Origin of the sequence: Streptomyces sp. NPDC059534, assembly GCF_042743475.1 — a bacterium.
In the GTDB taxonomy this organism is placed as follows: Bacteria; Actinomycetota; Actinomycetes; order Streptomycetales; family Streptomycetaceae; genus Streptomyces.
Map to the genome: position 1 here is coordinate 1 of NZ_JBHWAQ010000063.1, position 25,485 is coordinate 25,485.

The following is a 25,485-nucleotide window of genomic DNA, read 5'->3' on the forward strand; positions in this document are numbered from 1 at the left end:
ACATCTGGCAGACACCACCGCCGGCACCGGCTGCCAAGATGCTCGACGTCTGCGGACGCGAACGCCGCCTGGTGACCCGGACCAGGGAACGCTACAACGCCGTGCGACAGCTCCCGGAGGACGGCAGCACGCTGGAGAACATCTGCCGGACACTGCAGCTGGACCGGTCCACCGTACGCCGCTTCGCCCGCGCCACCAGCAACGACGAACTGCTGGTCAAAGGGACCAACCGCTCCACCATCCTGGACGAGTACAAGCCCTACCTCCACTTCCTCCGCAAGCGCGTACTCCTCACGCCCTGAAGCTGCCCAATCAGGTCAAGACGGCCCACCTTGATACCAGGCAAGGCGGCGCGGTGAAGCCGGCTCAACAGCGGTGGTTGGGCCAGTGCGGGTCCTCCCAGCGGGCGGGGCCGTTGAGTCCGATGAGTCGTATGCGGTGAAGCAGTTCCTCGGGAGCGTCCTGGGCTTGAAGCCGCGCAGGGGCGTGACGGACCAACCAGGCCGCGAGCTCGGTGCGCAGGTCATCTGCGTTGTCCCACGCGTCCCATGGAAGTTGATCGCCCAGAAGGTCGTACTCCCAGTGGGCAGCCGCTTCGGTCAGATGCCGGTCGGCAACGCGGTCTTCGAGTGCCTCCCAGGTGTTGAGCCAAGGGCTGAGCGTGGCAGATGCCTCGGCGCACAGCGCGAGGACCTCATGCACGGGGACGGCCGGATCCGATTCGGCGAGGGTGTGAGCCCACCAGGCATGCAGGAACTCCCACACCGCCGCGCTCTGGCGCGCAGGCCACTGCTGCCAGTGGCCGCGAAGGAACGAACGTCCGACCTCGTCCATGCCAAACATGGGCTCCACGAGGCCACTGACCAGCGCCCTGGCGAATTGAGGCAGGATGCGGCGCAGCACCGCGCCGTGGTCGTTCCAGTCGGGGGCATCCCAGGTGCGACGCAGAAGGTCCGGGTCGAGCACCACGTCTGGGACCTTCAATTGCGCAAGCTCTTCTTCGCTGCCCCAGTGGCAGTCACACTGGCTCTCGTCGCTGCGGGCGGTCATTCCGCGAAAGGTGACGTCCAAACAGTCCAGAGCACGGTCGAGTCGGAGCCGTGCGGGAGTGTCGTCGGGGTTCATCGTGTCGGCACAGCCTCAGGGGGACTCCGGGTGGCTTCCGCCAACCGAAGATCACAACCCTACCGGGTCCCATCAGCCACCCGTCACGGCAGTTACCCAGTTTCCCAGCCGCTTACGATGGCCGCGCAACCAGTCACAAGATCAGCGACCGAGCCGAATTGGCCGACGCCCAAGCTGCCGGAAGTGGGGAATCGGATGACCGCTGACACACCGTTCCCGTCATCACCAGGCTCTCACGTCACCACCATGTCCCGGTGCTGTAAGGGAACTGGGCTTGGGGCGCCCGCCCGCCCAGTCGGCCACTAGCGTGCGGCCATTGGGCCCAGCGGCCCAGCCGACCACCACACCCCGGGAGACTCCGCCATGCCCATCCATGGTCCCCGCACCCTCCTTGCCACGATCGCCCTCGCAACCACGCTGACGCTGACCGCCTGCGACCCCGCAGCCGAAGCCCCTCCCGCCGCCTCCGCCCCTGTCTCCGCGCCCGCAAGTTCCACCGCCTCCACCTCGCCCGCAGGTTCGGGCAAGCACACGCTGGCCGAGGCCGCCACCGCCGGCGGGCTCACCAAGGCCACCGGTGCCGGCGCGGTCTCCGACGTCCCGGTCGACCCGGGCGAGATGCGTGACGGCATGCACCTGGTGGTCGCCGACTACAACCGTGCCGGGCAGACCTCCGGCCGTCGCATCCTTTTCGTTGGCGTCGACAGCGTTCCCGAGGACCCGAACAAGCGTCGCGAGCATCTTTGGCGTGGCCTGATCGACTACGCGCTGCAGAACGGCTCCACCGGCACCCCCACCACCGCCAAGCCGTACCAGCCCGGCCCGCTCGGCGGATCCCTCGAGTGCCTCAGCCTGCCCGAGTCCGCCAACGCCACCGACGTCATCTGCGGCTGGTCCGACACCACCACCGCCGCCGTCGCGCTCTTCCCCCGCACCACCCCGGCCGACGCCGCCCGCCTCTTCGCCGCCATGCGCGCCGACCTCGAACACTGACCGCCCCGTCTACCGCACCCCCATGGCCGGGGCGTCGCGCAGGCAGAGGCGCCGCCGGGTGATCCACGCCAGGGTGCGTTCCACGATCCAGCGTTTGGGAATGACCTTGAAGCCCTGGCCGTTGCGGCGGCCGGGGTGGTCGGGGATCTCCAGGTCGAGGCCGAGAGTCCGGCGGCTCCAGGGCACGAGTTCGCCGTCGTAACCGTGGTCCGCCCAGACTTTGGTGACCTGCGGCCTTGATCGACTGCGCGTCGGTGATCGCGGCCGTCGGCTGCTCGGAGCGTCCCGCGCGGCGGCGGACCGTCTTCACCAGCACGGCGTGGAATACGGTGAACACGTCCTGGCGCACCCAGCAGCGGCAGAAGCCGAAGACCTTACGCGGCGGCGGGAACGGCCTGATGAGCCCCAGAAACCCGCACTCGAACCACCGTGCCCCTCATCACCAGGCTCTGACATCAGCCACCGTTCCCACCACTTTGTGGATCGCCGACGGACTGCGGATGCGCCACCGTCTGCAAGCCCCCTACCCCGACCCGCTGATCGGGCTACTGCCCGTGACGCCTGCACCGCGCTCGTCTTCACCCTCGCCGCAGCTTTACAGCCTCGGAGGCTCAACCAGCTGCGCGCGTGCTGCACACCCCGCTCACCCTCGACGGCGGCCGCACCGTCGCCACGGTCGGCGCCGCCACTCTCCGCACCCGTGACCTGTCACCTCAGCAGAGCCCCGCGGACACCGCCCTGTCCGATGGCAGGCACTCCCGCCGACCGGTCCTCGTCCCCGCTGACACCACAGACCCGTCCAGCAACGGTTGCCGCGCCGAACGCCCGGGCGCAGACACGTGGGGGAGGGCCGCATGAACAGCGCACCTCCGCTCAGGAGGGACGAGATCCGCGGCATGACGCTCCGCCAGCCCTGGGCCGCGTGCATCGTGGCGGCAAGAACATCGAGAACCGGCCCCGCCCGTGGCGGCCGGGCTGGTACCTGCTCCATACCGGCCAGGATCTGGACCGGAGCGCGCTACGGGACCCGCTCCTCTCCCGCGCGATCCGCGGCCGCGAGCTGGCGACCGGCGCCGTCCTTGGCATCGTCCGCGTCGCCGCCTGCCACCAGGACCCCGACGGAGCGAAGCTCTGCACGCCGTGGGCCTTTCCCGGTCCGCTGTGGCACATCGAGCTCGCCGACTTCCATGAACTGCCCTTGCCCGTCCCGCGGCCGGCCAGCTCGGTCCGTGGCGGCCGGCGCCGGACCTTGTGGAACAAGTCCTCGACCAGCCACCGCTCGGATGGGATCGCACCCCCGAGCTACCTAGGGTTGTCCCGTAAGTGATCTTGCCTTGGGATGATCTCGGCCGTGGCTGGTGTGAACACGGCGTCTGAGCCGTCCTGGACAGCCCGGTTCGCCGGACTGAGCCCGCGTGCCTTCGGCAAGTTGATGAGGCAGCTGCGCCGCGAGGGCGGCGACGCGCCGGGCCGTGGTCGGCCGTGGAAGCTGTCCCTGGAGAACCGGGTGCTACTGGTGGCCGCGTACTGGCACACCAACTTGACCCTGCGCCAGCTCGCGCCGCTCCTCGGAGTGTCCAAGTCCACCGCCGATCGCGTCATCGACCACCTCGGCCCCAGGCTCGCGCTGGCACCGCGCAGGCGCTTCGCCAAGGACGCCGTGCTGATCGTGGACGGGACGCTGGTACCCACCCGCGACCACCAGGTCGCCGAGCAGTCGAAGAACTATCGCTACTCGACGAACCACCAGGTGGTCATCGACGCCGACACCCGCCTGGTCGTGGTGGTCGGCCGGCCGCTGCCGGGGAACCGCGACGACTGCCTGGCCTGGGTCGAGTCCGGTGCCAAGCGGGCGGTCGGCAACACTACGACGATCGCGGACGGCGGCTACCTGGGCACCGGGCTGATCATGCCGCACCGCCGGCGCAAGGGCGAGGAACTGCCCGACTGGAAGGAGGCCCACAACAAGGGCCACAAACGGGTTCGCGCCCGCGTCGAGCACGCCTCGCCCGTATGAAGACCTGGAAGATCCTGCGCGACTGCCGCCTGAGAGGCGACGGTGTGCGCCACGCGATGCTCGGCGTTGCCCGCCTACCCAACCTCGCTCTCACGGGATGACTCCCGCCGCATGCGGGACCTGAGAGGTCCACGGGAGACCGGCCTTGGGGAACATCGAGACGGCCGATATCGGCTGCCCCGATGTTCCCCGGGGGCCGGAGACGGGTCCCCACCTCGCAGTCTCGGAGGAGAATCAGGAGAGGCAGAACTCGTTGCCCTCGATGTCCTGCATCGTGATGCACGACTCGTTGACGCCATCGGCGCGCTGCGTCAGCACGTGTTTCGCGCCGAGCGCCATCAGCCGTGCGCATTCGGCCTCGAGTGTGGCCAGGCGCTCCTCACCCACGAGCCCGGCGCCGGCCCGCACATCGAGATGCACCCGGTTCTTGACGACCTTGCCTTCGGGAACTCGCTGGAAGAGCAAGCGCGGGCCCACACCCGAGGGATCAGTGCACGCGAAGTAGATCTCATCCTCGGGCGGCAGCGAGCGGTGGTACTCCTCCCACGTGGCAAAGCCCTCCGGGACCGTCGGTACGACGTACCCCAGCACCTCGCACCAGAAGGCGGCGAGGCGCGCAGGCTCCGCACAGTCGAAGGTCACTTGGAACTGTTTGATCGTTGACATCGGCGCACGATAACAGGGGCCCTGCTCATCTCCCCAGGTCGGGAGGTCCGCACGTTGTCGGGAGGAGGCGCCTGCTACCCGCTGCTGTGTCGTACGGTCGCAGGGGTGAACCGAGGTCGGTGCCTCCCCAAAGGGAACCTGGGATGCGATCCCGGCCAGCCACTCTCTTGCTGCCAAAGATCAGTTGCGGGACAACCCTTACGTAGGCACTGTTTCTCGGATCATGTTCGGAGCCAGATGACGAGGGCTGCGAGGGTGACGGTGCAGAGGTAGATGTAGGCGCGTTTCTCGTAGCGGGTGGCGACAGCTCGGAAGCCTTTGAGTCGGTTGATGGCCCGTTCGACGATGTTGCGTTTCTTGTAGCGCTCGCCGTCGAAACCGGTGGGCCGGCCACTCGGGAGCCTCTGTTCTTGCGGTGTCTTTGCTGGTCGAGGCGTTCGGGGATGGTGTGGCGGATGCCGCGTCGTCGCAGGTAGCGGCGGTTCTTCCGGGACGTGTAAGCCTTGTCCGCCAGGACGTGATCGGGCCGGGTGCGGGGTCGACCGACGCCGATGCGGGGCACCGAGAAGTTTCCCAGCTCGCGCTCGAGTTGGGGGCCGTCGCCGTAGTGACCCGGTGTCAGGACGAAAGCGAGGGGTCGGCATCGGCCTTCGGCGGCAAGGTGGATTTTGCTGGTGAAGCCTCCTCTGGAACGTCCCAGACACTCGCCGATCTGACTACCTCGGTCAGCCGCACCACCAGTTTCCGCAATACCGGATCGACCTGATTCGTCCCCCGGTCGTTCTCCTTTTGAGGACCTGTGACCGCCGGCACCTTCCTCGCGCCGGCGGCGTGCTGATGTGCCCGTACTGCGGTCGAGTCCACCGACACGTCCCAGTCGATCCGGCCCGACGCATCCTCGGCGGCCTGAATGCGGGACAGCAGCATTGTCCAGGTGTCATCCGCTGACCAGCGGCGATGGCGCTTATAGACGGTCTCCCACGGCCCGAACCGCTCCGGAAGGTCCCGCCACTGCACACCGTCCGCACCCGGTAGAGCACCCCGTTGATCACCCTGCGGTGATCACTCCACCGGCCGCCACGCGCACCACCGCGAGGCAGAAACGACTCCATCCATTCCCACTCCGCGTTCGTCAGATCTCCACGGCCCATACAGCGAGCCTGACCTCAAAACCCCACCGCTGTCAGGAGATCCGAGAAACGGTGCCTAGAGGCCCTGTCCTCATACCCAGCCCACCAAAAGATCACCCGACCAGGAACCCTGCTCGACCCGCACGTTCCAACACCGATTGAATAACTGCTTGTTACGGCTTGGCCGGGTCAGGCCACGGGATCTTCCGGGCGTAGTGGGACCAGGCGACCAGCACCATCAGGGCAGCGGTCGTGCCAGCGAGCGTCATGACCATGGATGGGGAGGAGTGGTCAACCACGACACCTCCGACCAGCGCCCCAATGGAAATGGTGGCCTGGAACGAGGCGGTGAAGAGCACGGAAGAGGCTTCGGGCGAATCGGGTGATGCCTTGGCGAACCAGGTCTGCGCGCAGACAGGCACGGCCCCGTAGGCAACGCCCCATAAAACCAGCAGGGCCGCGGCGCCGAGAGCATCCTTGCCGAGCACAGGGAGCAGCGCAGTCGCGCTGGCGATCATCAAGGCTGCTGCTGCGAAGGCACCCCTCGGATACCGCGCCACAGCCGATCCGCCCAGGAAGTTCCCGGCAATTCCTGCAGCTCCGTACACGAGCAGATAGACCGTGATGAGCCCGGCGCTGACATGAGTCACCTGCTCCAGGAACGGAGTGACATAGGTGTAGGCGCCGAAGTGGGCGAGCACCACAAGGAACGTCATCACCAAGGCAAACCGAGTATTGACACTCCTGATCATGCCCGTGAGCGCACTCAGACGAGTAGGCTCTTCGGCCGGCAGCGGCGGAACCACCAGGAGCAGCATGACGAAGACACAGAGAGTCAGGATCCCCATGATCAGAAATGCGGTACGCCACCCCGCGACGTCTCCGATGAACGTACCCAGCGGGACTCCGAGCACGGACCCAAGAGGCACCGCGGAGAAGATTACGGCGGTTGCCCTGCCCACCGATTCGGCAGGAACCAGCTGACTGGCCAGCCCCGCGCCGATGGACCAGAAACCACCGATGGTGACGCCGACCAATACACGTGAGACCAGGACCAGCCAGTAGCTCGGCGCAACCGCGGCCAGTAAATTCGCCAATGCCAGCAACAGAATAAAAGCACCCAGTATGAGCCGACGATCGATGCGCCCCGTGGCGACAGTTATCACTGGCGCCGAGACTGCGGCCAGAGAACCAGGCATGGTCATCATCAGACCAGCCATTCCATCGGAGATGGTGAAACTCGAGATAATCGAGGTCAAAAGGCCGATCGGCAGGATTTCGGTGGTGACGATCGAGAAGATCCCCAACATCACCGAAATCACTGCCAGCCACGAGACCATTGGTGTTCGATCCGGCAATGAAGGCGATTCGATGGAAGTGGTGGTTGCTGTGGACATGAATCCCGTCCTGTGTTGGGCATCACATGAAGTGTGAGCACTATTTCAGCAGGAACAGGAGCCACCTTCTGGCAGTTTCGCGACGTCAACAGCGACTTCCGCGTCCGACATGACCCACGGCCTCCCGGCGCTGCTCGGTTAGATTCGCATCCCCGAGCTACGGTGAGGCCCTGCCTTTATGCGCGCACAACGGGAAGATCACCCAGGCGGGAATCCTGTTCGACCTGCACGTTCCATGATCGGTTGAGATACACCTTCTGAGAGGGCGTCTGGTTCGCGTAGTTCGTGAGTGATTTCGGTTTGTGTGTCTCGCCAGGTTGGGGTGGTTTCTCCGGTTGTTCGTTTGGCGAGGGTGGAGATGGCGGCGAGGCGGATCATGCTTTCGGAGTGTTCGGGTTTGGTCTCGTAGCCGCGGGCGAGGCGGCGGTGCATCATGATCCATCCCAGGCTTCGTTCGACCACCTACCGGCGGGGTAGGACGGAGAAGCCTTTGAACTGGGTGTCTCTTGGGACGATGTCCACGTCGATGCCGAGTTTCGCGCCGTGTTCGACCGGTTGGTTTTTGTAGCCGGTGTCGGCCCAGACCTTGGTGATGCCGGGGTGGGCGGCCGCGGTGCGGGTCAGGAGCTGTTTGTCGGCCTCGTTGTCGGAGACGCTGGCCGCGGTGACCATGACCAGCAGTAACAGGTCGAGGATGTCGACGATGATGCTGCGTTTGCGGCCCACGATCTTCTTGCCCGCGTCGATGCCCTGCGTCCTGGTGGGCACGGTGTGGGCGGTTTTGACGGACCGCGAGTCGATGACGCAGGCCGTGGGCTCGGGGTTGCGGCTTTCTTTTTCGCGGACCAGGCGGTGCAGGCGGATGCCGCGTTGCTCGATGGTGCCGTCGGCGGTCCAGGCGGTGAAGTAGGAGAAGACCGTGGTGTGGGCGGGGAAGTCGTGCGGGAGGTAGCGCCAGGCGATGCCGGTGCGGTTGACGTAAAGGATCGCGTACATAACTTCTCGCAGGTCAGCAGCCTTGCGCCCGATGTTGAGGGATGCCTTCTGCCGCTCGGCACGCCAGGCAGTCAGGACCGGTTCGATCAGGGCCCAGCGGGCATCGGACAGGTCGGACGGGTAGGGCTTGCGGGCCGGCTGCGGTGTCATGAGGTCACTGATACGGTCCGCGGGTCGTGCAGACCTTTGCGTCGCTTGAGCGGGCGACACCGCAGCCCCCGGCCCGGCCTTCCGTGTTCCGGCCCGGAAAGACGAGTCCGCTGTTTCAGACCAGCTCACGCGTCGTCAGCGCCAGGTTTAGGGCGGGCTCGCGCGGCGCCCGCCTCAGTCTAGGAGACGGCCGCTCAGCCGCGAAGAGGCCCGTCGGGCGCTGACTGACGGCGGGATCTGGGCGTGCGAGATCTGCCAGCCCGACTCCGAACTCGGCATCCTCGACTGACGTCCCGTGGTGATGGCGATACTTGCATCTCCCCGCCCTGTGCTCGGGGTCGCCTCAGAACTGCTCGGCTGGATTCCCCACGGCGGACCTGTGTTGACTTGTACACCGTCCGGCCCTCTCCGAGCGCCGCGTCACCGACGACACCGTCGACGTCGCAGCGGTGTCGACCCTGTCATGCCATGTCAGTGGCCTGCGGCATGATGCGAGGCATGTGACGGCCTGTCCGACAGGGACTTCCGAGGCCGTTCGATCAAGGAGGTGTTCTGTGTACGGGCCGGTCACAGGCGAGGAACGGGTTGCCGAGGAACGGCGACTGCACTACGAGAGGTGGCAGTGGGGCGGAAGGCTGCCGAGCGAGAGGCTACGTGGTGTCAGCGGGAGCAACGTCCTTGGTCTGCTCACCTTCGACAGCGACCTGGTGCACGCCCTCGGTGCCGTGGAGGCCGAGGTCCAGCGTTCAGTGGCGCTGCTGGCCGCACGCCGGGCATGCGAGAGTGCCGGCCTGACCGCTGTGCCGTGGGTCGCCAAGGCGCTCACCGCGCTGGCGGAGGGGCATCGGCTTCCGCCGCCCTTCGACGACGAAGCCCGGATGTGGCAGACCCTTCGCTCCACCCCGCTCGCGCCGGGGCCGTCGGTGCGAGGAGCGATGCCCCCCGAGCGTCCGCCGTACTTTCCCCCGACGCCCGCCGGGTGGGCATGGGTCTTGGCCGCGGAGCCGGGAGACGACGGGGCGAGGCATTACGAACTCGGCCGCCTACCTGGCGGCCCCGCACCGGTGGTGTCCGACGGCAAGCTGTCGGCAGCAGCCGCAGACATCAGGCACGTCCCCGTGTCGGTCACCGCCATGGCGCTGACGCACCCCGCCAGCACCCCGCATGTCCCCGGACTGATCTCGCAGCCGCACTTCGCACTGCCCGCCGTGACGGCCGCCGCCGAGCCCATCGCGCTCAAGGCGGCTCTGGACGCGGTGTGGCACGCGCTGCACACGTACGGAGAGCACTACCCGGACTTGCTGGAGGAGATCCGGTCGCTCTGCGCCCAGCGGGCGGGTACGTAGGCAGCTTCTTCGTACCTTCCGACCAAGACCTCGATGTCGCAGGGGAGAAGAATGCGCAGCGGATATGCCCGGCGCGCCAGCGCGCCGGGGCCTTGCTGAGTACAGGCCGATGGCTGTTCCGCAGCACTTTCCGGAAGGTTCGAAACAGCCGTGGAGCCAGGACTTGACCCGCGCCTCGAAGCCGACCCCCCACTCCAAGAGGCATCACCCTGTTTGCCGGTTTCGGTGAAAGTGGTTCAGGCGAGAGGAGGATCGAGGTAACACTGCAGCTCACGAAGTCTGCTCCCCGCACCCGCGGGGACGGTCCCAGCATCGACGTCAAGGCCGCAGCCGGAGTAGGTGACAGCGCCGACCAGTCCCATCTGCACCGGGACGTCAGGGGGTTAGCCGGCGCGACCCCTGGGACCGTGGCCGACGAGCCGTTCCTCGCCGTTGGCGGCCTCGCCTGGCCCGGCGGTGCCGGGGCCGAGGTGCCGACGCCGTAGCCGACATGACGAAGCCGTAGCCGACGTGACGAAGACGTGGCCGAAGGGTGTGTGGTCGCCGAACGGCGGGGCGCCTGCGTCTGCGCCTGTGCCTGTGCCCGTACCTGTGCCTGCGTCGGTGTCCGTGTGGGCGTGCGCGTGCGTGATCGCCTCCTCGCGTCAGTTCGGGTCGGGTCGGAGCGGTACGCGTCGAACAACTCCTCATTTCCATGGTTGAGTTGCGCTGTTCTGACCTATGTTCTGGGGGTCCGCAGCGTTCGCAGTTCGCCCGGGAGGTCCGATTGCAGCCCAGACGTGTCAGAGCCCTTGTCGGAGCATTGCGCCGCTCCCCTCTGCTCATCGCCCTCGCCCTCGGATCGCTGCTCGTCGGGTTCACCCCCTGGCTCGGAGTGGCGAGTACCGGGCCGGGCGGTCGTACGCTCACGGCACGGCCGACGCCGGGCCCCTTCGAGCAGCAGCCGGCGAAGCAGTCGCCGCATCATGGCGTGGCCCCGGCGAACGCCATGGAGCCGATGGCTCCCGTGCTCGACCGGACCGGATGGACCGCCGTCGCGAGCGACGAGGAGACCGTCAAGGAGAACGGCCGTGCGGTCAACGTCCTCGACGGTGACGCCGCCACGCTCTGGCACAGCAGGTGGTCCCAGGCCGCGGCCCCGCTGCCGCACAGCATCACGGTCGACATGCACCGCACCACGGTGGTCTCGGCGCTCGTCTACCAGCCCCGTACTGTCGGGATCAACGGGCGCGTCGGCCAGTACAGCATCAGCGTGAGCACCGACGGCCGGAACTGGGGGAGTGCGGTCGCCACCGGCACCCTGGCGGACGACGGCAGCGCCAAGACCCTCGCGTTCGCCCCGCAGGGCGCCCGGTTCGTCCGGCTCACCGCCGTCACCGAGGCCGGCCGGCGCGGCCCGTGGACCTCCGCTGCGGAGCTCAACCTGCTCGGCGACCCCGGGACCCCGGCCGCCACGGTCGACCTGCCCCGGACCGGATGGACCGCCGTCGCGAGCGACGAGGAGACCGTCAAGGAGAACGGCCGTGCGGCCAACGTCCTCGACGGTGACGCCGCCACCCTCTGGCACAGCAGGTGGTCCCAGGCCGCGGCCCCGTTGCCGCACAGCATCACCGTCGACATGCACCGCACCGCCGCTGTCTCCGCCCTGGTCTACCAGCCTCGCAAGGACGGCATCAACGGGCGCGCGGGCGCGTACACCATCACCACCAGCACCGACGGCACCACCTTCGGGACACCCCTCGCCAAGGGCACCTGGCGCGACGACGACACCGTCAAGACCGCCACCTTCACCCGCACCGCGAACGCTCGCTACATACGCCTGACCGTGACAGGCGAGGCCGGGAACCGAGGGCCCTGGACCTCGGCCGCCGAGATACGCCTGAGCGGACCGGCCGCCCCGGCCGCCCACGGATCCTGGGGCCGGATCACGGGCTTCCCCCTGGTGCCGGTGGCCACCGCAGTCCTGCCCGGCGACAAGCTCCTGGCCTGGTCGGCGTACGCGCTCGACCGGTTCGGCGGCAGCAGCGGCTACACCCAGACCGCCATCCTGGACCTGAAGACGGGCAAGGTCACCCAGCGCCGCATCGACAACACCGGCCACGACATGTTCTGCCCGGGCATAGCGATGCTCGCCGACGGCCGGGTGCTGGTCACCGGCGGCAGCAACGCGGACAAGGCGAGCCTCTACGACCCCGCCACCGACTCCTGGTCGGCGACCGCCGGCATGAACATTGCCCGCGGCTACCAGGCCATGACCCTGCTCTCCACCGGCGAGGCATTCGTCCTCGGCGGATCCTGGAGCGGGGCCACGGGCGACAAGTCCGGCGAGGTCTGGTCCCCCGACACCGGTACCTGGCGCAGGCTCCCCGGCGTCCCCGCCGCGCCCGCGCTGACGGCCGACCCCCGCGGCCCCTACCGCGCGGACAACCACATGTGGCTGTACGCGACCTCGGGCGGAAAGGTGCTCCAGGTGGGCCCGAGCAAGCAGATGAACTGGATCACGACCGACGGGAACGGCAGCATCACCTCCGCCGGCACCCGGGCCGACAGCCAGGACGCCATGACCGGCAACGCCGTCGCGTACGACATCGGCAAGCTGCTCACCCTGGGAGGCTCGCCCGCATACGAGAACAAACCTGCCACCCGGCGCGCGTACACCGTGAGCGTCGACGGCGACCGGGTCCAGGCCGCGCGCACGGGCGACATGGTCCACGCCCGCGCCTTCGGCAACAGCGTCGTCCTGCCCGACGGCAAGGTCGCCGTGTTCGGCGGACAGTCCTACCCCGTGCCGTTCAGCGACGCCACGTCCGTGCTGACCCCCGAGCTGTGGGACCCGGCGACCGGGACCTTCACCCCGCTCGCCAGCATGGCCATCCCGCGCAACTACCACAGCGTGGCGAACCTGCTGCCCGACGGGCGGATCTTCTCCGGCGGCGGCGGCCTCTGCGGGGACTGCGCCACCAACCACTCCGACGGGGCCGTGTTCACGCCGCCGTACCTGCTCAACGCGGACGGATCGCCCAAGCCGCGTCCCGTCATCACCGGCGACGTGCCGCCCCGGGCTGCGGCCGGCAACTCGCTCACCGTCGCCACCCAGGGGCCGGTGGCGTCCTTCGTCCTGATGCGGGCCGCGGCCGCGACCCACTCCACGGACAACGACCAGCGGCGGATCCCGCTGGTCTCCACCGCCACGGGGACCGGCACGTACAGGGTGTCCATCCCGGCCGACAAGGGCGTGGTCCTGCCGGGCACCTACATGCTCTTCGCCCTGAACGCGCAGGGGGTGCCGAGCATCGCCCGGTTCATCACCGTCTCCTGACGGTACGGATGGGGCTCCGGCCGACGTGACGCCGCGCGCACCCCCCTGCGAACGTGCGGATGGTGAGGGACCCCGCTGTCCAGTCCTCGCGTGCAGGGACGGTCCCCAGTACTTTCTTGCGCCTCGGGGCACAAGACGTTCGCCCTGCCGGGCCTGCCCGTCGCATATAACTGCCCGCACGCGGGCACGTCCTCCGGGTGCCGGGCGGGTGAACTCGGGGAAAGCCCGCCCGGCACCCGGCGCCGGCCGAGATACTGACGGCCATGGCAAGCACACCCGACACACCGGCGGCCCCGTTCTCCCGGATCAAGATCCGGACCGGGGCGCTGGTGTTCTGCGGCGACGACGTCGCCCTCATCCGCCGCGACCGCGCCGGCTCCACCCACTACACCCCGCCCGGCGGCAACGTCGAGGACAGCGAAGACCTCGATGCCGCGCTCGCCCGTGAACTCGCCGAGGAACTCGGCCTGGACACGGCGCTGGCCGAAGGCGGGGACCTGCTGTGGGTTGTCGATCAGCGCGTCACCCGCCCCGGCCCCACCCCGCCTCCGCGCAAGCTCCACCTGATCTACCGCCTCCACATCAGCCCCGGCGTCCGCGCGTCCCTCGCCAAGCAGGAACTGGACGAGCTCCCCGACGGCAGTCACGAGGTCGGCGTGATCGAGTGGATCGACTACCGCAAGACCGCCGAGCTGCCGATCTTCCCGCCCATCGGTCCCGCCCTCGCCGCTCTCGCCGGCCCCCGTGCCACCGTGGCCAACGCCGCCCTGGACGCCGTCACCGACTCGAACTACACCTGGGTCTGACTCACGAACGCCGCCTGGGACCATCGAGCACATGGGCAGGCACCGCCGACCCGGCCCCCGAACCAGCCGCCCCGCGCGCGGACGCCGACGACCCGCTTGCCGCGTACGCAAGCGGCGCCGCTCACCACTGGACGTGCACCGCAGGCACCGCCCGCTCCACGGCGGGGGCGGCCACCTCCGGCCGGACGAGCCGAGGGCGCTGGAAGAGCGGAACGGATTCTCGTACGAACCCGTCGGCACCGTCACGAGCCTCGCGGAGGCCCAGCGGTGGGTGCACGAACTTCTGCAGCACTCCGATCTCGGCGCGTGCGCTTGGTCACCGCTGCGGAGGATGCCGACTCTCGTGGGGCAGGGTCACAGTGACCGTCAGACCTCCGTCGGGCCGGGGGCGGGCGGTCACGTTGCCGCCGTGGGCGCGGGCAACCGAGCGGACGATGGACAGGCCGAGGCCGGCGCCTTTGGCGGTGACGAGGCGCTGGGTGCCGAGGCGGCGGAACGGTTCGAACAGGGTGGGGATCTCGTAGGGCGGCACGTCGGGGCCGGTGTTGCTCACTTCGATCGCGGCCCGTCCGTCCTCAAGGGTGCGGCTCGTGACTCGCACCCATCCGCCGTCGCCGGTGTTGTGCCGGATGCCGTTTTCCACGAGGTTCTGGACGATCCGTTCGAGCAGCAGAGCGTCTCCGGTGGTGGGTGCCGGGCCGGCTTCCTCATGCAGGCTGATCCCGGCCTTCTCGGCCTCTGGAGCTCTCTGGGCGGTCACATGCGTGACCACGTCCGCGAGGTCGACGCTCTGCCGTTCGGGGATGTGGTTCTCCGCGCCGGCCAGCAGCAGGAGTCCGCTGATGAGCCGCTCGTGCCGGTCGTTGATCTCCAGGAGGTCCGCGCCGAGCCGCTTCACGTCGGCGGAGGCGGTCGGACGGTGCATGGCCAGTTCGACCAGGGCACGGCCCACGGTCAGCGGGGTACGCAGTTCGTGGGAGGCGTTGGCGACGAAGCGGCGCTGGCCGTCGAAGGAGCGGTCGAGCTGTTCGACCATGAGGTCGAAGCTGTCGGCGAGGTCCTTCACCTCGTCGTCGCGGCCGCCGAGCGCGATGCGCTCGTGCAGGCCGCGGTCGGCGGCGGGCGCGGAGGCGATGCGGCGGGCGGTGTCGGTGACCCGGTGCAGGGGAGCCAGGACCCGGCCGGCGATGAGCCAGCCGAAGCCCGCCGCGACGCCGCCGACGAGGGCCAGCGCGATGCCGCCCTGGGTGACGAGCGAGGCCGTGGCGGCGTCGTGCAGTCTTTTCTGCTCGTCGGCCACCCAGTTGAGGCTGTCGGACGGGGTGTCCTGCCGCGAGGAGGTGGTGCCGCTGGAGTCGGAATGGACGCTGAGGTCCCCGCCACGGTCGAGCTGCTGGGCGAACAGGACGTAGGTGACGCCGAGCAGGACGATGCCGGCGGCGAAGAACAGGCCGCCGTAGACGAGGGTGAGCCGGGCGCGCAGGGTGATGCGGCGCTTCTTCTTCACGGGGTGCTTCCTCATGGGATTTGGTACCCCACGCCCGTGACGGTCTCGATGACCGGCGGGTCTCCGAGCTTGCGGCGGAGCTTGAGTACGGTGAGGCGGACGGCTCCGGTGAAGGGGTCGGCGTGCTCGTCCCACGCCTTCTCCAGCAGGTGCTCGGTGGAGACCGCCGCACCGTCGGCACGCAGCAGCTCGGTCAGGACGGCGAACTCCTTCTTCGCCAGCGGTACGTAACGGTGCTCCCGGAACACCTCGCGCCGCGCCGGGTCCAGCGTGATGCCGCCGCGGCGGAGCACCGGTGGCGCGGCCGGGCGGGAGCGCCGGCCCAGTGCGAGGACCCGGGCGGCGAGCTCGGGGAAGGCGAAGGGCTTGGTGAGGTAGTCGTCGGCGCCGAGGGAGAGCCCGTCGACGCGGTCGGTGACCTCGCCGGCCGCGGTCAGCATCAGCAGCCGTGCCTGGCTGCCGGTCGCGACGAGGTGGGCGCAGACGTCGTCGCCGTGCACCAGAGGAAGGTCCCGGTCGAGGATGATGACGTCGTAGTCGTTGACGCCGGCTCGCTCCAGCGCGGCGGCGCCGTCGTACGCGACGTCGACCGCGTGGGTCTCCTGCCGGAGCCATTCCGCGATCGCGTCGGCGAGCAGCCGCTCGTCCTCCGCCACCAGAAGCCGCATCCGTTGCCGTCCTTTCCTCAAGGCCGCCGCCCGTCCGGCGGGCGGTTGATTCTGGGGTCCATGGTCGTACAGGGGGCCGTTTCCTTCCCGTAAGCGATCGTCCACCGGTTTCGTTCGAGGTCGGCGGACCGACGGGGAAACAGCAAGGGGAAACAGCAAGGTAACGGCACCGGGAGTTGCATCCCTTCCGTCGGCCGGCACCCCGCCGGCCCTTCGGCAGGGAGACGCCCCACATGCCTCGTACACGCACCCCCGCCTGGATTGCTGCGCTGCCCCTGGCCGTCCTGGCCCTGACACTCACCGGATGCGGGTCCGGGGCCGACGGCACCAAGGTGGCCTCCGCGAACGGCGGCACCAAGAGCGCGACCACCAGCGCCGCGCCCGGCCTGAGCCGGGACGAAATGAACGTGAGGTACGCGCGGTGCCTGCGGCAGCAGGGCCTGGACGTGGCGGACCCCAAGCCCGGGCAGGGCATCGGGCTCTCCGTCGACGGCGCGAACAAGGAGAAGGCCGACAAGGCCATCGAGGCGTGCCGCTCGGTCGCACCGCCGGCGCCCGCCGACCAGGACGACTCCAAGGACCGCAAGGCCATGCTCGACCTCGCGCGGTGCATGCGCGAGAACGGCGTGGCGGACTTCGCCGACCCCAAGGAGGGCCAGGGAATCGACATCGGCCCCGCGCAGGCCGAGGACCCGGACTTCGAGAAGGCGTGGAAGAAGTGCGGCGGCGCTCAGGGCGAGCGCGAGCAGGCGGGGAGCGCCCAGTGACGGTCGCGCACCCCGATGAGCCCTTCGACGAGCAGCAGGCGGATCCATCGCCCCAGCGCGGCCGTCGGCGACACCGTACGCGACGCGTCACGAAGATGACGGCCGCCGTCCTCGTCCTGGCCGCGGCCGGCGCGGGCACGGCGGTCGTCCTCGCCCCGGACAGCAACGGCAAGGCCGAAGGCAAGGCGGCGAACGGGCTGCCCCCGGCAACGGCCGAAGTACTCCGACAGACGCTCAAGGACACCAGGAGCGCCGACGCCCGGCTCGGTTTCGGTACGGAGCGGACCGCGGCCGGCCGACTTCCGGGCACGCTCACCCGACTCCCTGCGCCGGGCGCGGAAATCACCCGTGGCAAGGCCCTTTACGCAGTGGACGACCAGCCCGTCGTCGTGCTGTACGGATCGCTCCCGGCCTATCGCGCCCTGGCGAAGGGCTCCGAGGGAACCGACGTCAGGCAACTGGAGGAGAACCTCGCCGCGCTCGGCTACACAGGGTTCACGCCCGACGAGGAGTACACCGACGCCACGGTCAGAGCCGTACGGCGGTGGCAGGACGACCTCGGCCTGAAGAAGACCGGGACCGTGGAGCCCGGCCGGGTCGTCTTCACCACCGGCGCGATCCGCGTCGCCGGCCTGAAGGCCGAGCCGGGGGACCAGACAGGACCGGGCCAGAACGTGCTGTCGTACACCGGCACCGCCAAGGCCGTCACTGCGGAGCTGGACACCGCCGACCGGCGGCTCGCCAGGCAGGGCGGACCCGTCGAGGTCACACTCCCGGACGGAGCCGTGGTCCGGGGCACGATCACCGAGGTCTCCAGCGTCTCCAAGCCCGCCGAGGGGCAGAAGACGGCCGAGACGAAGATCAAGGTGGTCGTCGGGCTCACGGACGCCAAGGCCCGCGCGGCCGTCCGAGGGTACGACGAGGCCGGTGCCCACGTGACCTTCACCGCGGACACCCGCGAGAACGTCCTCACCGTGCCGGTCTCCGCGCTGCTCGCCCTCGCCGAGGGCGGCTTCGGGGTGGAGGTGGTCAAGGGCTCGACCTCGACGTACGTCCCCGTCACCACGGGGCTGTTCGCCGAAGGCCGGGTGGAGATCTCCGGCAGCGGCATCTCCCAGGGCGCCGAGGTGGGGATACCCAAGTGATCACCCTCACGAATGTGACCAAGACCTACCCCGGTGGGGTGACCGCCCTCGACGGGGTGTCCCTGACCATCGGCCCCGGCGAACTCGCCGCCATCGTCGGCCCCTCCGGCTCCGGCAAGTCCACCATGCTGAACCTGCTCGGCACCCTGGACCGGCCCACCACCGGTCGCGTACACGTCGCTGGCCACGACGTCGGCGCGTTGTCCGACAGCGAGCTGTCCGCCCTGCGCGCCTCCCGGATCGGGTTCGTCTTTCAGCAGTTCCACCTCGCCGCCGGCACCTCCGCGCTGGACAACGTCGCCGACGGTCTCCTCTACAGCGGGCTGCGGCCCGCCGAGCGCAGGCGCCGCGCGACTGCGGTGCTCGAACGCGTCGGGCTCGGCCACCGCACGGACCACCACCCGCACGAGCTGTCGGGCGGCGAGCGCCAGCGCGTGGCCATCGCCCGTGCGGTGGCCGGCGACCCGGCGCTCCTGCTCGCCGACGAGCCGACCGGGGCGCTGGACTCGGTGTCCGGGGAGACGGTGATGCAGCTGCTTCACGAGCTGCATGCCACTGGCACCACGGTCGTGATCATCACCCACGACCGGGAGCTCGCCGCGTCCCTGCCCCGGCAGGTGCGCATGCGCGACGGCCGGGTCACCGACGACGTACGCCAGCAGGAGGCCGCACAGGTACGGGCAGGGGCGGTGAGCCGATGACCACCGACACTCTGCGGCCGGCCCGGATCAGGCCCGGCGACCTGGTCACGGTCGGCGCGGTGGGCCTGCGAACCCGCCCGACACGCGCTGTGCTCTCCGCGCTGGGCATCGCCATCGGCATCGCCGCGATGGTCTGCGTGGTCGGGGTCTCCTCGTCCTCCCGCGCAGAGCTCGACCGCACCCTCGCGACCCTCGGGACCAACCTGCTCACCGTGGCCCCGGGCGACACCCTGACCGGAGGAACAGCCCGACTCCCGGCCACCGCCGAAGGGATGATCTCGCGAATCCGGCCGGTGACCGCCACATCGGCCATCGGCAAGCTCCCCGACACCGACGTCTTCCGCACCGGGAAGATCCCCGAAGCGGAGAACGGCGGCATCACCACCTACGCGGTACGGACGAGCCTCCCCGCCGCCACCGGGGCCAGGCTGCGCAACGGCACATGGCTCAACGCCGCGACCGGCAGATACCCGACGACCGTGCTCGGGGCCGAGGCCGCCCAGCGACTGGGCATCGGCCAAGCCCGCCCGGACACCCGCGTACTGATCGGCGGACGATGGGTCACCGTCATCGGAATCCTCCAACCGGTCACCCTCGCCCCGGAGCTGGACTCCGCGGCCCTCGTCGGCTGGCCGGCCGCCGAGACCGCCCTGGGCTTCGACGGCCGGCCCACCCGTGTGTACGTCCGCAGCGCGGACGCCGACGTGGAAGCGGTCAGGTCCGTCCTCGGCGCCACCGCCAATCCCGCGGCGCCGAACGAGGTCAAGGTCTCCCGGCCCTCCGACGCCCTGGTCGCCAAACAGGCCGCGAGCAAAGCCTTCACCGGCCTTCTCCTCGGCCTCGGCGCGGTGGCCCTGCTCGTCGGCGGCGTCGGCGTGGCCAACACGATGGTCATCTCCGTCCTGGAACGCCGCGCCGAGATCGGCCTGCGCCGCTCCCTGGGCGCCACCCGGGGACACATCCGCACCCAGTTCCTGGCGGAATCCCTGCTGCTGTCCGCCCTGGGCGGGGCGGGCGGCGCGTTGCTCGGGGCGGCTGTGACCACCGGGTACGCCCTCTCCCAGGGCTGGCCCGCGGTGATACCCGCCTGGGCGATCCTCGGCGGCATCGCCGCCACCCTGGCCATCGGCACCCTGGCCGGCCTCTACCCGGCCGTCCGCGCCTCCCGGCTCTCGCCCACAGAGGCCCTGGCCACCCCCTGACCGGCCACGGACCGACCAAAGCGGCCTGCCGCCTCGCGTGGAGCGAAGCGGCAGGCCGAAGGCGGTGCGGGGGACGGTCACCCCACCGGACGCACCCGCCATCCCACCGGGGCCGAAGCCGCCCTTGCCGTCGCCGAGCGCGGCCACCAGGGTGTTCGAACCCCGCACCGCGGTGACGAGGTCGGCCTTGCCGTCGCCGTTCATGTCGCCCAGCGCCGGGGCGGTGCCCTTCCCGCTGCCCGCGGGCAGCGGGACAGCGCTCGCCTGGCCGAAGGAGACGCTGGGATCCGGTGCGGCCTGGGCGGCCGGCGCCAGACACAGCCCGGCTACGAGCGCGGCCGCGGAGCCGAGCACGAGCCCGGCCCCCGTGATGTGGAGGTTTTCAACGTAACTGCCCCTTGGGGATGTCGCGGCACCGACGGGAGGATTCGGCCTGCGGTGATGTGATGGAGGTCAGACGCAAGTCAACACCGCCGCGTCGGGGAGGTTCAGTGGATGTCCCACCAGTTCCGGTCACCCCTCCGCGGGTGTGACCTGGTGATTCCTACGACCGGCCAGCCGGCCGCGAACGGGGACACCCCCCGGACCCACGCCCTTGCGCTCACAGCCGCGCAGTGCGGCGCGCGAGCGACTGGTGTGCAACGGCAACCCGCGCCGGCCAGGCGGCGGCAAAGTCCCGACGGCAGGCCGGACTCATAGGCCGCACGACCGCCGCCACGATGTCCACCATGGCTGCACACGTCCCCCTGTCAGCAGGCCCGAGAGCCGGCCTACCGGGCCCCCGGAGGTACGTCGGCTACGGCGACGGAGGCGAGGAGCGTGACCCCACCCAGGCAGTGGCCGACGCCGCCGGTACGTGGTCCACCCCGACCCCGGCAGGCGCCGGCGCGCTCCCGGCCCTTGGACGCCGGCCTGGTCTCCTACCGCGTTTGCCGACCTCAAGGGCCCGAGCCGCAAGGCCCCGTTACGCAGGCAGGTGCACCGTTTCGTCTTCGGCTCCGGAGCCTGCACCTTCACCGCACCTGCCTCGCTCGCCGCCCTCGCGAAGCCCCAGAACGGCGCGGACACCCGAGTGGCATGGATCCTGTGGCGCGGCATCTCGGGCGACACCTTCGGCGGGCCAGTGTCGATCGCCTCCCCGCTCGTGGTGCCCTCGGCCTCGCGGCACCGCCTACCCGCACGGAGTGAAGGAGTCGGCGCACCCGGAGCACGAAGCGATGGCCGCGCACGAAGGCCAAAGGCCCCAGTGCGGAGCCATGGAAAAGGTGACGGGGGCTTGTCGAGGGCGGTAGGCGTGCGGTGGGAGGGCAGTCAGTATCGGTGCCGCCGGGCGCGTTCGACGGGGTGTGGACCGTCCCGTTCCGGGCCGTCGATTCAGGGCCGTGCGCGTTGCCCGGACCGCTCCCGCAGCGCCGTACCGGCTGATGCGGTCGTAGCGGTGTCGTCACGCTCCACAGCGATCGCCACCAGCCCCGCAGCCAGCGAAATCACACCGCCGATGAGGAACCCCCATCGCACTCCCCAGCGCTCGGCGAGAGTACCCACGAGCAGGGTACCCAGTGGCGTCGATCCCTGCAGGATCAGTGTGTACAGCGCGAGGACCCGGCCACGAAGCTCGGGCGGAACGCCCAGCTGAATACGGTGGTTGGCAGCCTGAGCGAAGAAGATGGACATCCCGCCGGTGAGGAACAGCAGCACCATGGAAGGCCCGTACGAGGACACCACCCCCACCGCCGATTCCAGCAGGCCGAAGGCGATGGCCGCCCCCGCCACGAGCCGCGCCGACGGGCGACCCCTGCGCAGGGTCGTCATCATCGCCGCGACCAGCGATCCCGCCGCGAACACGGCGGTGACCACACCGAACGTGGAAGCACCGGCGTGGTGGACCTGCGCTGCCAGCAGCGGCAGCGTCAACTGGAAGTTCAGGCCGAACAGGCCCACGACCGCCACCAGCACCAGCGGCACCGTCAGATCGAAGCGCCCCGCCGCCTTCAACCCGTCCCTCACCCGCACCCGGTCGCCGAACCGCCGTGCCCGCCCGGCACTCCTGCGCATCAGGCGCAGTGCCACGACAGTGGCCGCGTAGCTCGCCGCGTTCACCAGCATCACCCAGCCGACACCGGCGACCGAGATGAACAGCCCTGACAGCGCAGGTCCCACGACCCGGGCGACATTGAAGTACGCGGCGCTCAGCGCCGAGGCGTTGGGCAGCAACTCCGATCCCACGAGCTCTCCGACGAAGGCCATCCGTACCGGCACCTCGACCGAGTTCACGACGCCCAGAGCGCAGGCGAACACGTACACGTGCCACAGCCGGACCCCGCCCGCGAGCACCAGGACCGCCAGCATCAGGGCAACCGCGCACGACGCCACGTTCGCGGCCGTCAGCAGAGCACGCTTGTCATAGCGATCCGCCAGGCGCCCTCCGTACAGCGTGAGCAGCAACAGCGGCGTGAACTGCAGCGCCGTCACCATGCCCAGCGCGCTCGCCGACCCGCCTGTCAGACCGAGAACAAGCCAGTCCTGCGCGACCACCATCATCCACGTACCGGCCACCGACACGATCTGGCCAAGCACGAACAACCGGAAATCCCGCACGCGCAGAGAACGGAACACCTCACCGAAGCCACCGCTCACGACGCCCGCTCCGCAGCAGCCCCATCCGCCACACGGCGCTCCTCCAGGAACGCCTCGGTGCCGGTGCCGGCGGGCATGTACCGCCCAAGCACTGGCGCGCCCCCGACCACCTCCACATTCCCACCGCAACGACCACCCACCGCGTCCGCCACCTCTCCTCGACATCGGCGCCACCACACCGGCCGACGCGGAACAGGCCCGGAGGCTACCGGCCGACGGTCGGGCCGCAGTCGAGCCGCCGCAACCGGGCGCGGAACTCCTCGTCGCCGGTCTGAACAGGATGGAGGACTTTCACGGCCAGGCGAGTGCCGCCGGCGCCCAAGGCAGCGTGGACCGTCCCCCATTTCCCTGATGCCCACACGGCCTGCAATCCGATAGGGGCCGACGCGGGCCGGCCTCCGGGAAGGGCAGGAAGGGCACGGGCGGTCACGTGGGTTCTCTCTCAGGCGGGGCATCTGGCGATGGATCTGACGTGCCCCACATGAAGGACGGTCGCCCGCGTACTGGTCTAGCCAGTGTCCGGCGGATCATGTGACTGCCGGATTGCCGGCTCGTTGATTCCGGCATGGGGCGGGGTGATCTGACGAATGCCGAGTGCGTCCGGTTGGAGCCGTACTTGCCGGCGTTGGGCCAGCGTGGCGGACGGTGGAACGATCACCGCAAGGTGATCGACGGGACCCTGTTCCGGGTCCGAACGGGCATACCGTGGCGGGACCTTCCCGAGCGGTTCGGCAGTTGGAAGACCGTCTATGAACGGCATTGGCGCTGGCGGTCCCGGGGTGGTTTGACCAGCAAGAGTCATCTCGCGGGTGAAGGCGGATGCCGGCCGCTGGCCTTCCGGGTCGCGCCCGGCCAGTGGGGCGACGCACCGCAGATGATCGAGGTCCTGAAGCGCATCCGCGTTCCCCGCCCGCAGGGCGGTCACCCTCGCACCCGGCCGGACCACCTCGGTGGCGACAAGGCATACAGCTCACGGCGCAACCGCCGCTACCGGCGAAGACGCCAGATCAAGACACCACCCCCGAACCGAAGGACCAGCGGGCCAACCGCAACGGCGCGGCAGCAAGGGCGGCCGGCCCACCGACTTCGACAGCGAGATCTGCAAACGCCGCACCGAGGTCGAGCGAACGATCAACCGGCTCAAAACCTCCCGGGCCGTCGCCACCCGCTACGACAAGAGGGCCTACGTCTTCCACGGCACCGTCACGGTCGCGGCGATCCGCTTCTGACTCCGTCCATGACTCGCCGGACAGAATCTAGGCGGTCTTGGTGGCGTTGCCGAGGATCTTGGTCGGGGTGATGCGGACGACCACTCGAACCTCTTCCGGCGGGGCCTCCAGGTATTCCTTGCCGCCGCCCGGGCCGAGGTATTCCTCGGCGATGCGGACGGCCACCGCGCGGTCGGCGTCCTCGGTAACGGTGGCCGTGCCGCGGATCTCGACGTACAGGTAGGGGTTGGCGAGGTCGAAGACGGTCAGGCCGACGCGTGGGTCGCGGAGTATGTTCCGTTCCTTGCGCCGGCCCTGTTCGGTGGAGATCAGCAGCTCGCCGCCGTCACGGCTCACCCAGACCACCGAACTCTGTGGGCTGCCATCAGGGTTGAGGGTGGACAAGACGGCCGGGTGCGGTACGTCGAGCAGGCTGCGCACGGTGTCGTTCATCTCAATGGGCATGTCGGAGAGGCTAATCGGGCTCTCTGGTGTGGCGCACCGGAATACATTCCCGCCATGCCAGATCGCCCAGGTGGGGCCCTCAGGCCACCCTCCCCGCGCCCAGACCGGTGACCCGAGCGCGAGGCAGTCACGTGATCCGCCGGACACTGCCTAGTACTGCAACGGTGGTTGCCGTGACTGGTGGCCGGGCTGCTCGTTGGTGTGTGTATGGGTGGGGGACTTGCTGATGCCCGGGTGTGGGCTGGTGAACTGAATGCCTTGCACGGGCGGTTCGTGCATCGTTTTGCCAGGTCGGAGCCGTGTGAGTCGGCGTTGGCGTATATGCGTGGGCTGCTCGCTCCGCTGCAGCGGAAGAACGGGTGGACGCTGGCGGAGGAGGCCGGGCATGCGGGCCCGGACCGGATTCAGCGGATGCTGAACCGGATCGAGTGGGATGCCGAGGGGGTCCTGGACGACGTGCGCGAGTACGTGGTCGAGCACCTGGGCGATCCGGGTGCGGTGCTGATCGTGGACGACACCGGGTTTCTGAAGAAGGGGGGGTGCGGTCGGCCGGGGTCCAGCGGCAGTACTCCGGGACTGCGGGGCGGACGGAGAACTGCCAGGTCGGGGTCTTCCTCGCTTATGCCACCGGACGTGGCCGCACGCTGATCGACCGCAGGTTGTATCTGCCCACGTCGTGGACGGACGACCGGGAACGGTGCCGCCGGGCCGGCGTCGAGGACACGGTCGCATTCGAGACCAAGGTCGCGATGGCCCGGGCGATGGTCCGCCGGGCGGTCGAGGGGAAGATCCCGTTTGGATGGGTGACCGCGGACGCGGGCTACGGTTACTCGAAAAGCTGGCGGACCGAGCTGGAACGGGCCGATGTCTGCCACGTCATGGCCACCACCCGTCACGACACCGTCGTCACCCGCTGGGCCATCGACCATCCTGTTCACGACCTGTTCCACAGCCTGCCCAGGCAGAAGTGGAAGCGCCGGTCCTGCGGGGCGGGGCGCACGGCCACCGCGTCTTTGACTGGGCCAGGGGCGAGGTCAGGCCCTGGCACCGGGAAGACCGCCGGCACTGGGTCATCGCCCGCAGAAGCGTCGGCCGGCCCGAGGAAATCTCCTACTACATTGCCTACTGTCCCACCAGCACCACCCTGGACGAGCTGATCCATGTCGCCGGGGCCCGCTGGGCGGACCTGGTAGTCGTCCAGACCGCCAAGCAGGAATGCGGCCTGGACGACTACCAGGTC

The 25,485-nt window shown here is 69.5% G+C and carries 17 protein-coding genes and 10 pseudogenes; 16 read left to right on the forward strand and 11 right to left on the reverse strand.

Annotation, left to right across the window (positions count from 1 at the left end; translation table 11 throughout):
* Positions 1-302, forward strand: a pseudogene (locus tag ACFVZH_RS37510) (hypothetical protein); the annotation flags it as partial.
* Between the two features lie 64 nt (positions 303-366).
* Here the strand turns inward: ACFVZH_RS37510 and ACFVZH_RS37515 are convergent.
* On the reverse strand, positions 367-1,125 hold the full coding sequence (locus tag ACFVZH_RS37515; RefSeq protein ID WP_384904696.1) for a hypothetical protein: 759 nt from the start codon (positions 1,123-1,125) through the stop codon (positions 367-369).
* 363 nt (positions 1,126-1,488) lie between these two features.
* Here ACFVZH_RS37515 and ACFVZH_RS37520 point away from each other — a divergent pair, with 363 nt between their 5' ends.
* Positions 1,489-2,118 carry a hypothetical protein gene (locus tag ACFVZH_RS37520; protein WP_384904698.1) on the forward strand — a complete coding sequence of 210 codons (630 nt, stop codon included), beginning with the start codon at positions 1,489-1,491 and terminating at the stop codon, positions 2,116-2,118.
* Between the two features lie 9 nt (positions 2,119-2,127).
* On the opposite strand, the gene ACFVZH_RS37525 is transcribed toward ACFVZH_RS37520, so the two are convergent.
* Entirely contained in the window at positions 2,128-2,304 is a 177-nt protein-coding gene (locus tag ACFVZH_RS37525; RefSeq protein WP_384904700.1) for a hypothetical protein, read from the reverse strand.
* Between the two features lie 736 nt (positions 2,305-3,040).
* Between ACFVZH_RS37525 and ACFVZH_RS37530 the strand changes: the two genes are divergently transcribed.
* Together ACFVZH_RS37530 and ACFVZH_RS37535 are read left to right on the forward strand one after the other, a co-directional pair.
* Positions 3,041-3,445, forward strand: coding sequence for a hypothetical protein (locus ACFVZH_RS37530; protein WP_384904702.1), 405 nt, complete (start codon positions 3,041-3,043; stop codon positions 3,443-3,445).
* Positions 3,446-3,469: 24 nt separating this feature from the next.
* Positions 3,470-4,236, forward strand: a pseudogene (locus ACFVZH_RS37535) (transposase).
* Positions 4,237-4,369: 133 nt separating this feature from the next.
* On the opposite strand, the gene ACFVZH_RS37540 reads toward ACFVZH_RS37535, so the two are convergent.
* The 4 genes and pseudogenes from ACFVZH_RS37540 to ACFVZH_RS37555 form a co-directional block, all read right to left on the reverse strand.
* On the reverse strand, positions 4,370-4,801 hold the full coding sequence (locus ACFVZH_RS37540; protein WP_384904703.1) for a VOC family protein: 432 nt from the start codon (positions 4,799-4,801) through the stop codon (positions 4,370-4,372).
* A 221-nt stretch (positions 4,802-5,022) separates the two neighbouring features.
* Positions 5,023-5,952: pseudogene (locus ACFVZH_RS37545) on the reverse strand (IS5 family transposase).
* Positions 5,953-6,104: 152 nt separating this feature from the next.
* Positions 6,105-7,328 (reverse strand): MFS transporter, encoded by a 1,224-nt coding sequence (locus ACFVZH_RS37550; RefSeq protein ID WP_384904704.1) that lies wholly within the window; start codon positions 7,326-7,328, stop codon positions 6,105-6,107.
* A 303-nt stretch (positions 7,329-7,631) separates the two neighbouring features.
* Positions 7,632-8,474 (reverse strand): annotated as a pseudogene (locus ACFVZH_RS37555) (IS5 family transposase); the annotation flags it as partial.
* Between the two features lie 187 nt (positions 8,475-8,661).
* Between ACFVZH_RS37555 and ACFVZH_RS37560 the strand changes: the two are divergent.
* The 6 genes and pseudogenes from ACFVZH_RS37560 to ACFVZH_RS37585 form a co-directional block, all read left to right on the forward strand.
* A pseudogene (locus ACFVZH_RS37560) lies at positions 8,662-8,763 on the forward strand (DUF6233 domain-containing protein); the annotation flags it as partial.
* A 265-nt stretch (positions 8,764-9,028) separates the two neighbouring features.
* Complete coding sequence (locus tag ACFVZH_RS37565; protein ID WP_384904706.1) at positions 9,029-9,820, forward strand: hypothetical protein; 792 nt, start codon at positions 9,029-9,031, stop codon at positions 9,818-9,820.
* Between the two features lie 296 nt (positions 9,821-10,116).
* Positions 10,117-10,305: pseudogene (locus ACFVZH_RS37570) on the forward strand (hypothetical protein); the annotation flags it as partial.
* A 317-nt stretch (positions 10,306-10,622) separates the two neighbouring features.
* Positions 10,623-13,139, forward strand: a complete 2,517-nt coding sequence (locus ACFVZH_RS37575; RefSeq protein WP_384904708.1) for a discoidin domain-containing protein — start codon at positions 10,623-10,625, stop codon at positions 13,137-13,139.
* 263 nt (positions 13,140-13,402) lie between these two features.
* Complete coding sequence (locus ACFVZH_RS37580; protein ID WP_384904710.1) at positions 13,403-13,945, forward strand: NUDIX domain-containing protein; 543 nt, start codon at positions 13,403-13,405, stop codon at positions 13,943-13,945.
* 31 nt (positions 13,946-13,976) lie between these two features.
* Positions 13,977-14,177, forward strand: a pseudogene (locus tag ACFVZH_RS37585) (hypothetical protein); the annotation flags it as partial.
* An 84-nt stretch (positions 14,178-14,261) separates the two neighbouring features.
* On the opposite strand, the gene ACFVZH_RS37590 reads toward ACFVZH_RS37585, so the two are convergent.
* Complete coding sequence (locus tag ACFVZH_RS37590; RefSeq protein ID WP_384904712.1) at positions 14,262-15,452, reverse strand: sensor histidine kinase; 1,191 nt, start codon at positions 15,450-15,452, stop codon at positions 14,262-14,264.
* A gap of 11 nt (positions 15,453-15,463) precedes the next feature.
* On the reverse strand, positions 15,464-16,120 hold the full coding sequence (locus ACFVZH_RS37595; RefSeq protein ID WP_384904714.1) for a response regulator transcription factor: 657 nt from the start codon (positions 16,118-16,120) through the stop codon (positions 15,464-15,466).
* A gap of 233 nt (positions 16,121-16,353) precedes the next feature.
* Between ACFVZH_RS37595 and ACFVZH_RS37600 the strand changes: the two genes are divergently transcribed.
* From ACFVZH_RS37600 to ACFVZH_RS37615, 4 genes are read left to right on the forward strand one after another with little or no spacing between them, the layout of a single operon-like run.
* Positions 16,354-16,887 (forward strand): hypothetical protein, encoded by a 534-nt coding sequence (locus tag ACFVZH_RS37600; RefSeq protein WP_384904716.1) that lies wholly within the window; start codon positions 16,354-16,356, stop codon positions 16,885-16,887.
* Positions 16,884-18,032, forward strand: a complete 1,149-nt coding sequence (locus ACFVZH_RS37605; protein ID WP_384904718.1) for a peptidoglycan-binding protein — start codon at positions 16,884-16,886, stop codon at positions 18,030-18,032. The genes ACFVZH_RS37600 and ACFVZH_RS37605 overlap by 4 nt, the downstream gene beginning before the upstream one ends.
* Positions 18,029-18,733 (forward strand): ABC transporter ATP-binding protein, encoded by a 705-nt coding sequence (locus tag ACFVZH_RS37610; RefSeq protein ID WP_384904719.1) that lies wholly within the window; start codon positions 18,029-18,031, stop codon positions 18,731-18,733. The genes ACFVZH_RS37605 and ACFVZH_RS37610 overlap by 4 nt, the downstream gene beginning before the upstream one ends.
* Complete coding sequence (locus tag ACFVZH_RS37615) at positions 18,730-19,935, forward strand: ABC transporter permease (protein WP_384904721.1); 1,206 nt, start codon at positions 18,730-18,732, stop codon at positions 19,933-19,935. Before ACFVZH_RS37610 ends, ACFVZH_RS37615 begins: the two co-directional genes overlap by 4 nt.
* A 144-nt stretch (positions 19,936-20,079) precedes the next feature.
* Here the strand turns inward: ACFVZH_RS37615 and ACFVZH_RS37620 are convergent.
* Together ACFVZH_RS37620 and ACFVZH_RS37625 are read right to left on the reverse strand one after the other, a co-directional pair.
* Positions 20,080-20,289: pseudogene (locus tag ACFVZH_RS37620) on the reverse strand (FG-GAP repeat domain-containing protein); the annotation flags it as partial.
* Positions 20,290-21,309: 1,020 nt separating this feature from the next.
* Complete coding sequence (locus ACFVZH_RS37625; protein WP_384904723.1) at positions 21,310-22,572, reverse strand: MFS transporter; 1,263 nt, start codon at positions 22,570-22,572, stop codon at positions 21,310-21,312.
* A gap of 565 nt (positions 22,573-23,137) precedes the next feature.
* Here ACFVZH_RS37625 and ACFVZH_RS37630 point away from each other — a divergent pair.
* Positions 23,138-23,801: pseudogene (locus ACFVZH_RS37630) on the forward strand (IS5 family transposase).
* Between the two features lie 27 nt (positions 23,802-23,828).
* On the opposite strand, the gene ACFVZH_RS37635 reads toward ACFVZH_RS37630, so the two are convergent.
* On the reverse strand, positions 23,829-24,245 hold the full coding sequence (locus ACFVZH_RS37635; RefSeq protein ID WP_328972093.1) for a PPOX class F420-dependent oxidoreductase: 417 nt from the start codon (positions 24,243-24,245) through the stop codon (positions 23,829-23,831).
* A gap of 207 nt (positions 24,246-24,452) precedes the next feature.
* On the opposite strand from ACFVZH_RS37635, the pseudogene ACFVZH_RS37640 reads away from it, so the two are divergent.
* A pseudogene (locus tag ACFVZH_RS37640) lies at positions 24,453-25,485 on the forward strand (IS701 family transposase); the annotation flags it as partial.

What these genes read in the sequence shown, in the direction of transcription:
- ACFVZH_RS37615 (WP_384904721.1), top strand. Translation starts at nt 18,730, where the DNA reads ATGACCACCGACACTCTGCGGCCGGCCCGGATCAGGCCCGGCGACCTG.
- ACFVZH_RS37520 (WP_384904698.1), top strand. Translation starts at nt 1,489, where the DNA reads ATGCCCATCCATGGTCCCCGCACCCTCCTTGCCACGATCGCCCTCGCA.
- ACFVZH_RS37540 (WP_384904703.1), bottom strand. Translation starts at nt 4,801, where the DNA reads ATGTCAACGATCAAACAGTTCCAAGTGACCTTCGACTGTGCGGAGCCT.
- ACFVZH_RS37595 (WP_384904714.1), bottom strand. Translation starts at nt 16,120, where the DNA reads ATGCGGCTTCTGGTGGCGGAGGACGAGCGGCTGCTCGCCGACGCGATC.
- ACFVZH_RS37515 (WP_384904696.1), bottom strand. Translation starts at nt 1,125, where the DNA reads ATGAACCCCGACGACACTCCCGCACGGCTCCGACTCGACCGTGCTCTG.
- ACFVZH_RS37580 (WP_384904710.1), top strand. Translation starts at nt 13,403, where the DNA reads ATGGCAAGCACACCCGACACACCGGCGGCCCCGTTCTCCCGGATCAAG.
- ACFVZH_RS37600 (WP_384904716.1), top strand. Translation starts at nt 16,354, where the DNA reads ATGCCTCGTACACGCACCCCCGCCTGGATTGCTGCGCTGCCCCTGGCC.
- ACFVZH_RS37550 (WP_384904704.1), bottom strand. Translation starts at nt 7,328, where the DNA reads ATGTCCACAGCAACCACCACTTCCATCGAATCGCCTTCATTGCCGGAT.
- ACFVZH_RS37635 (WP_328972093.1), bottom strand. Translation starts at nt 24,245, where the DNA reads ATGCCCATTGAGATGAACGACACCGTGCGCAGCCTGCTCGACGTACCG.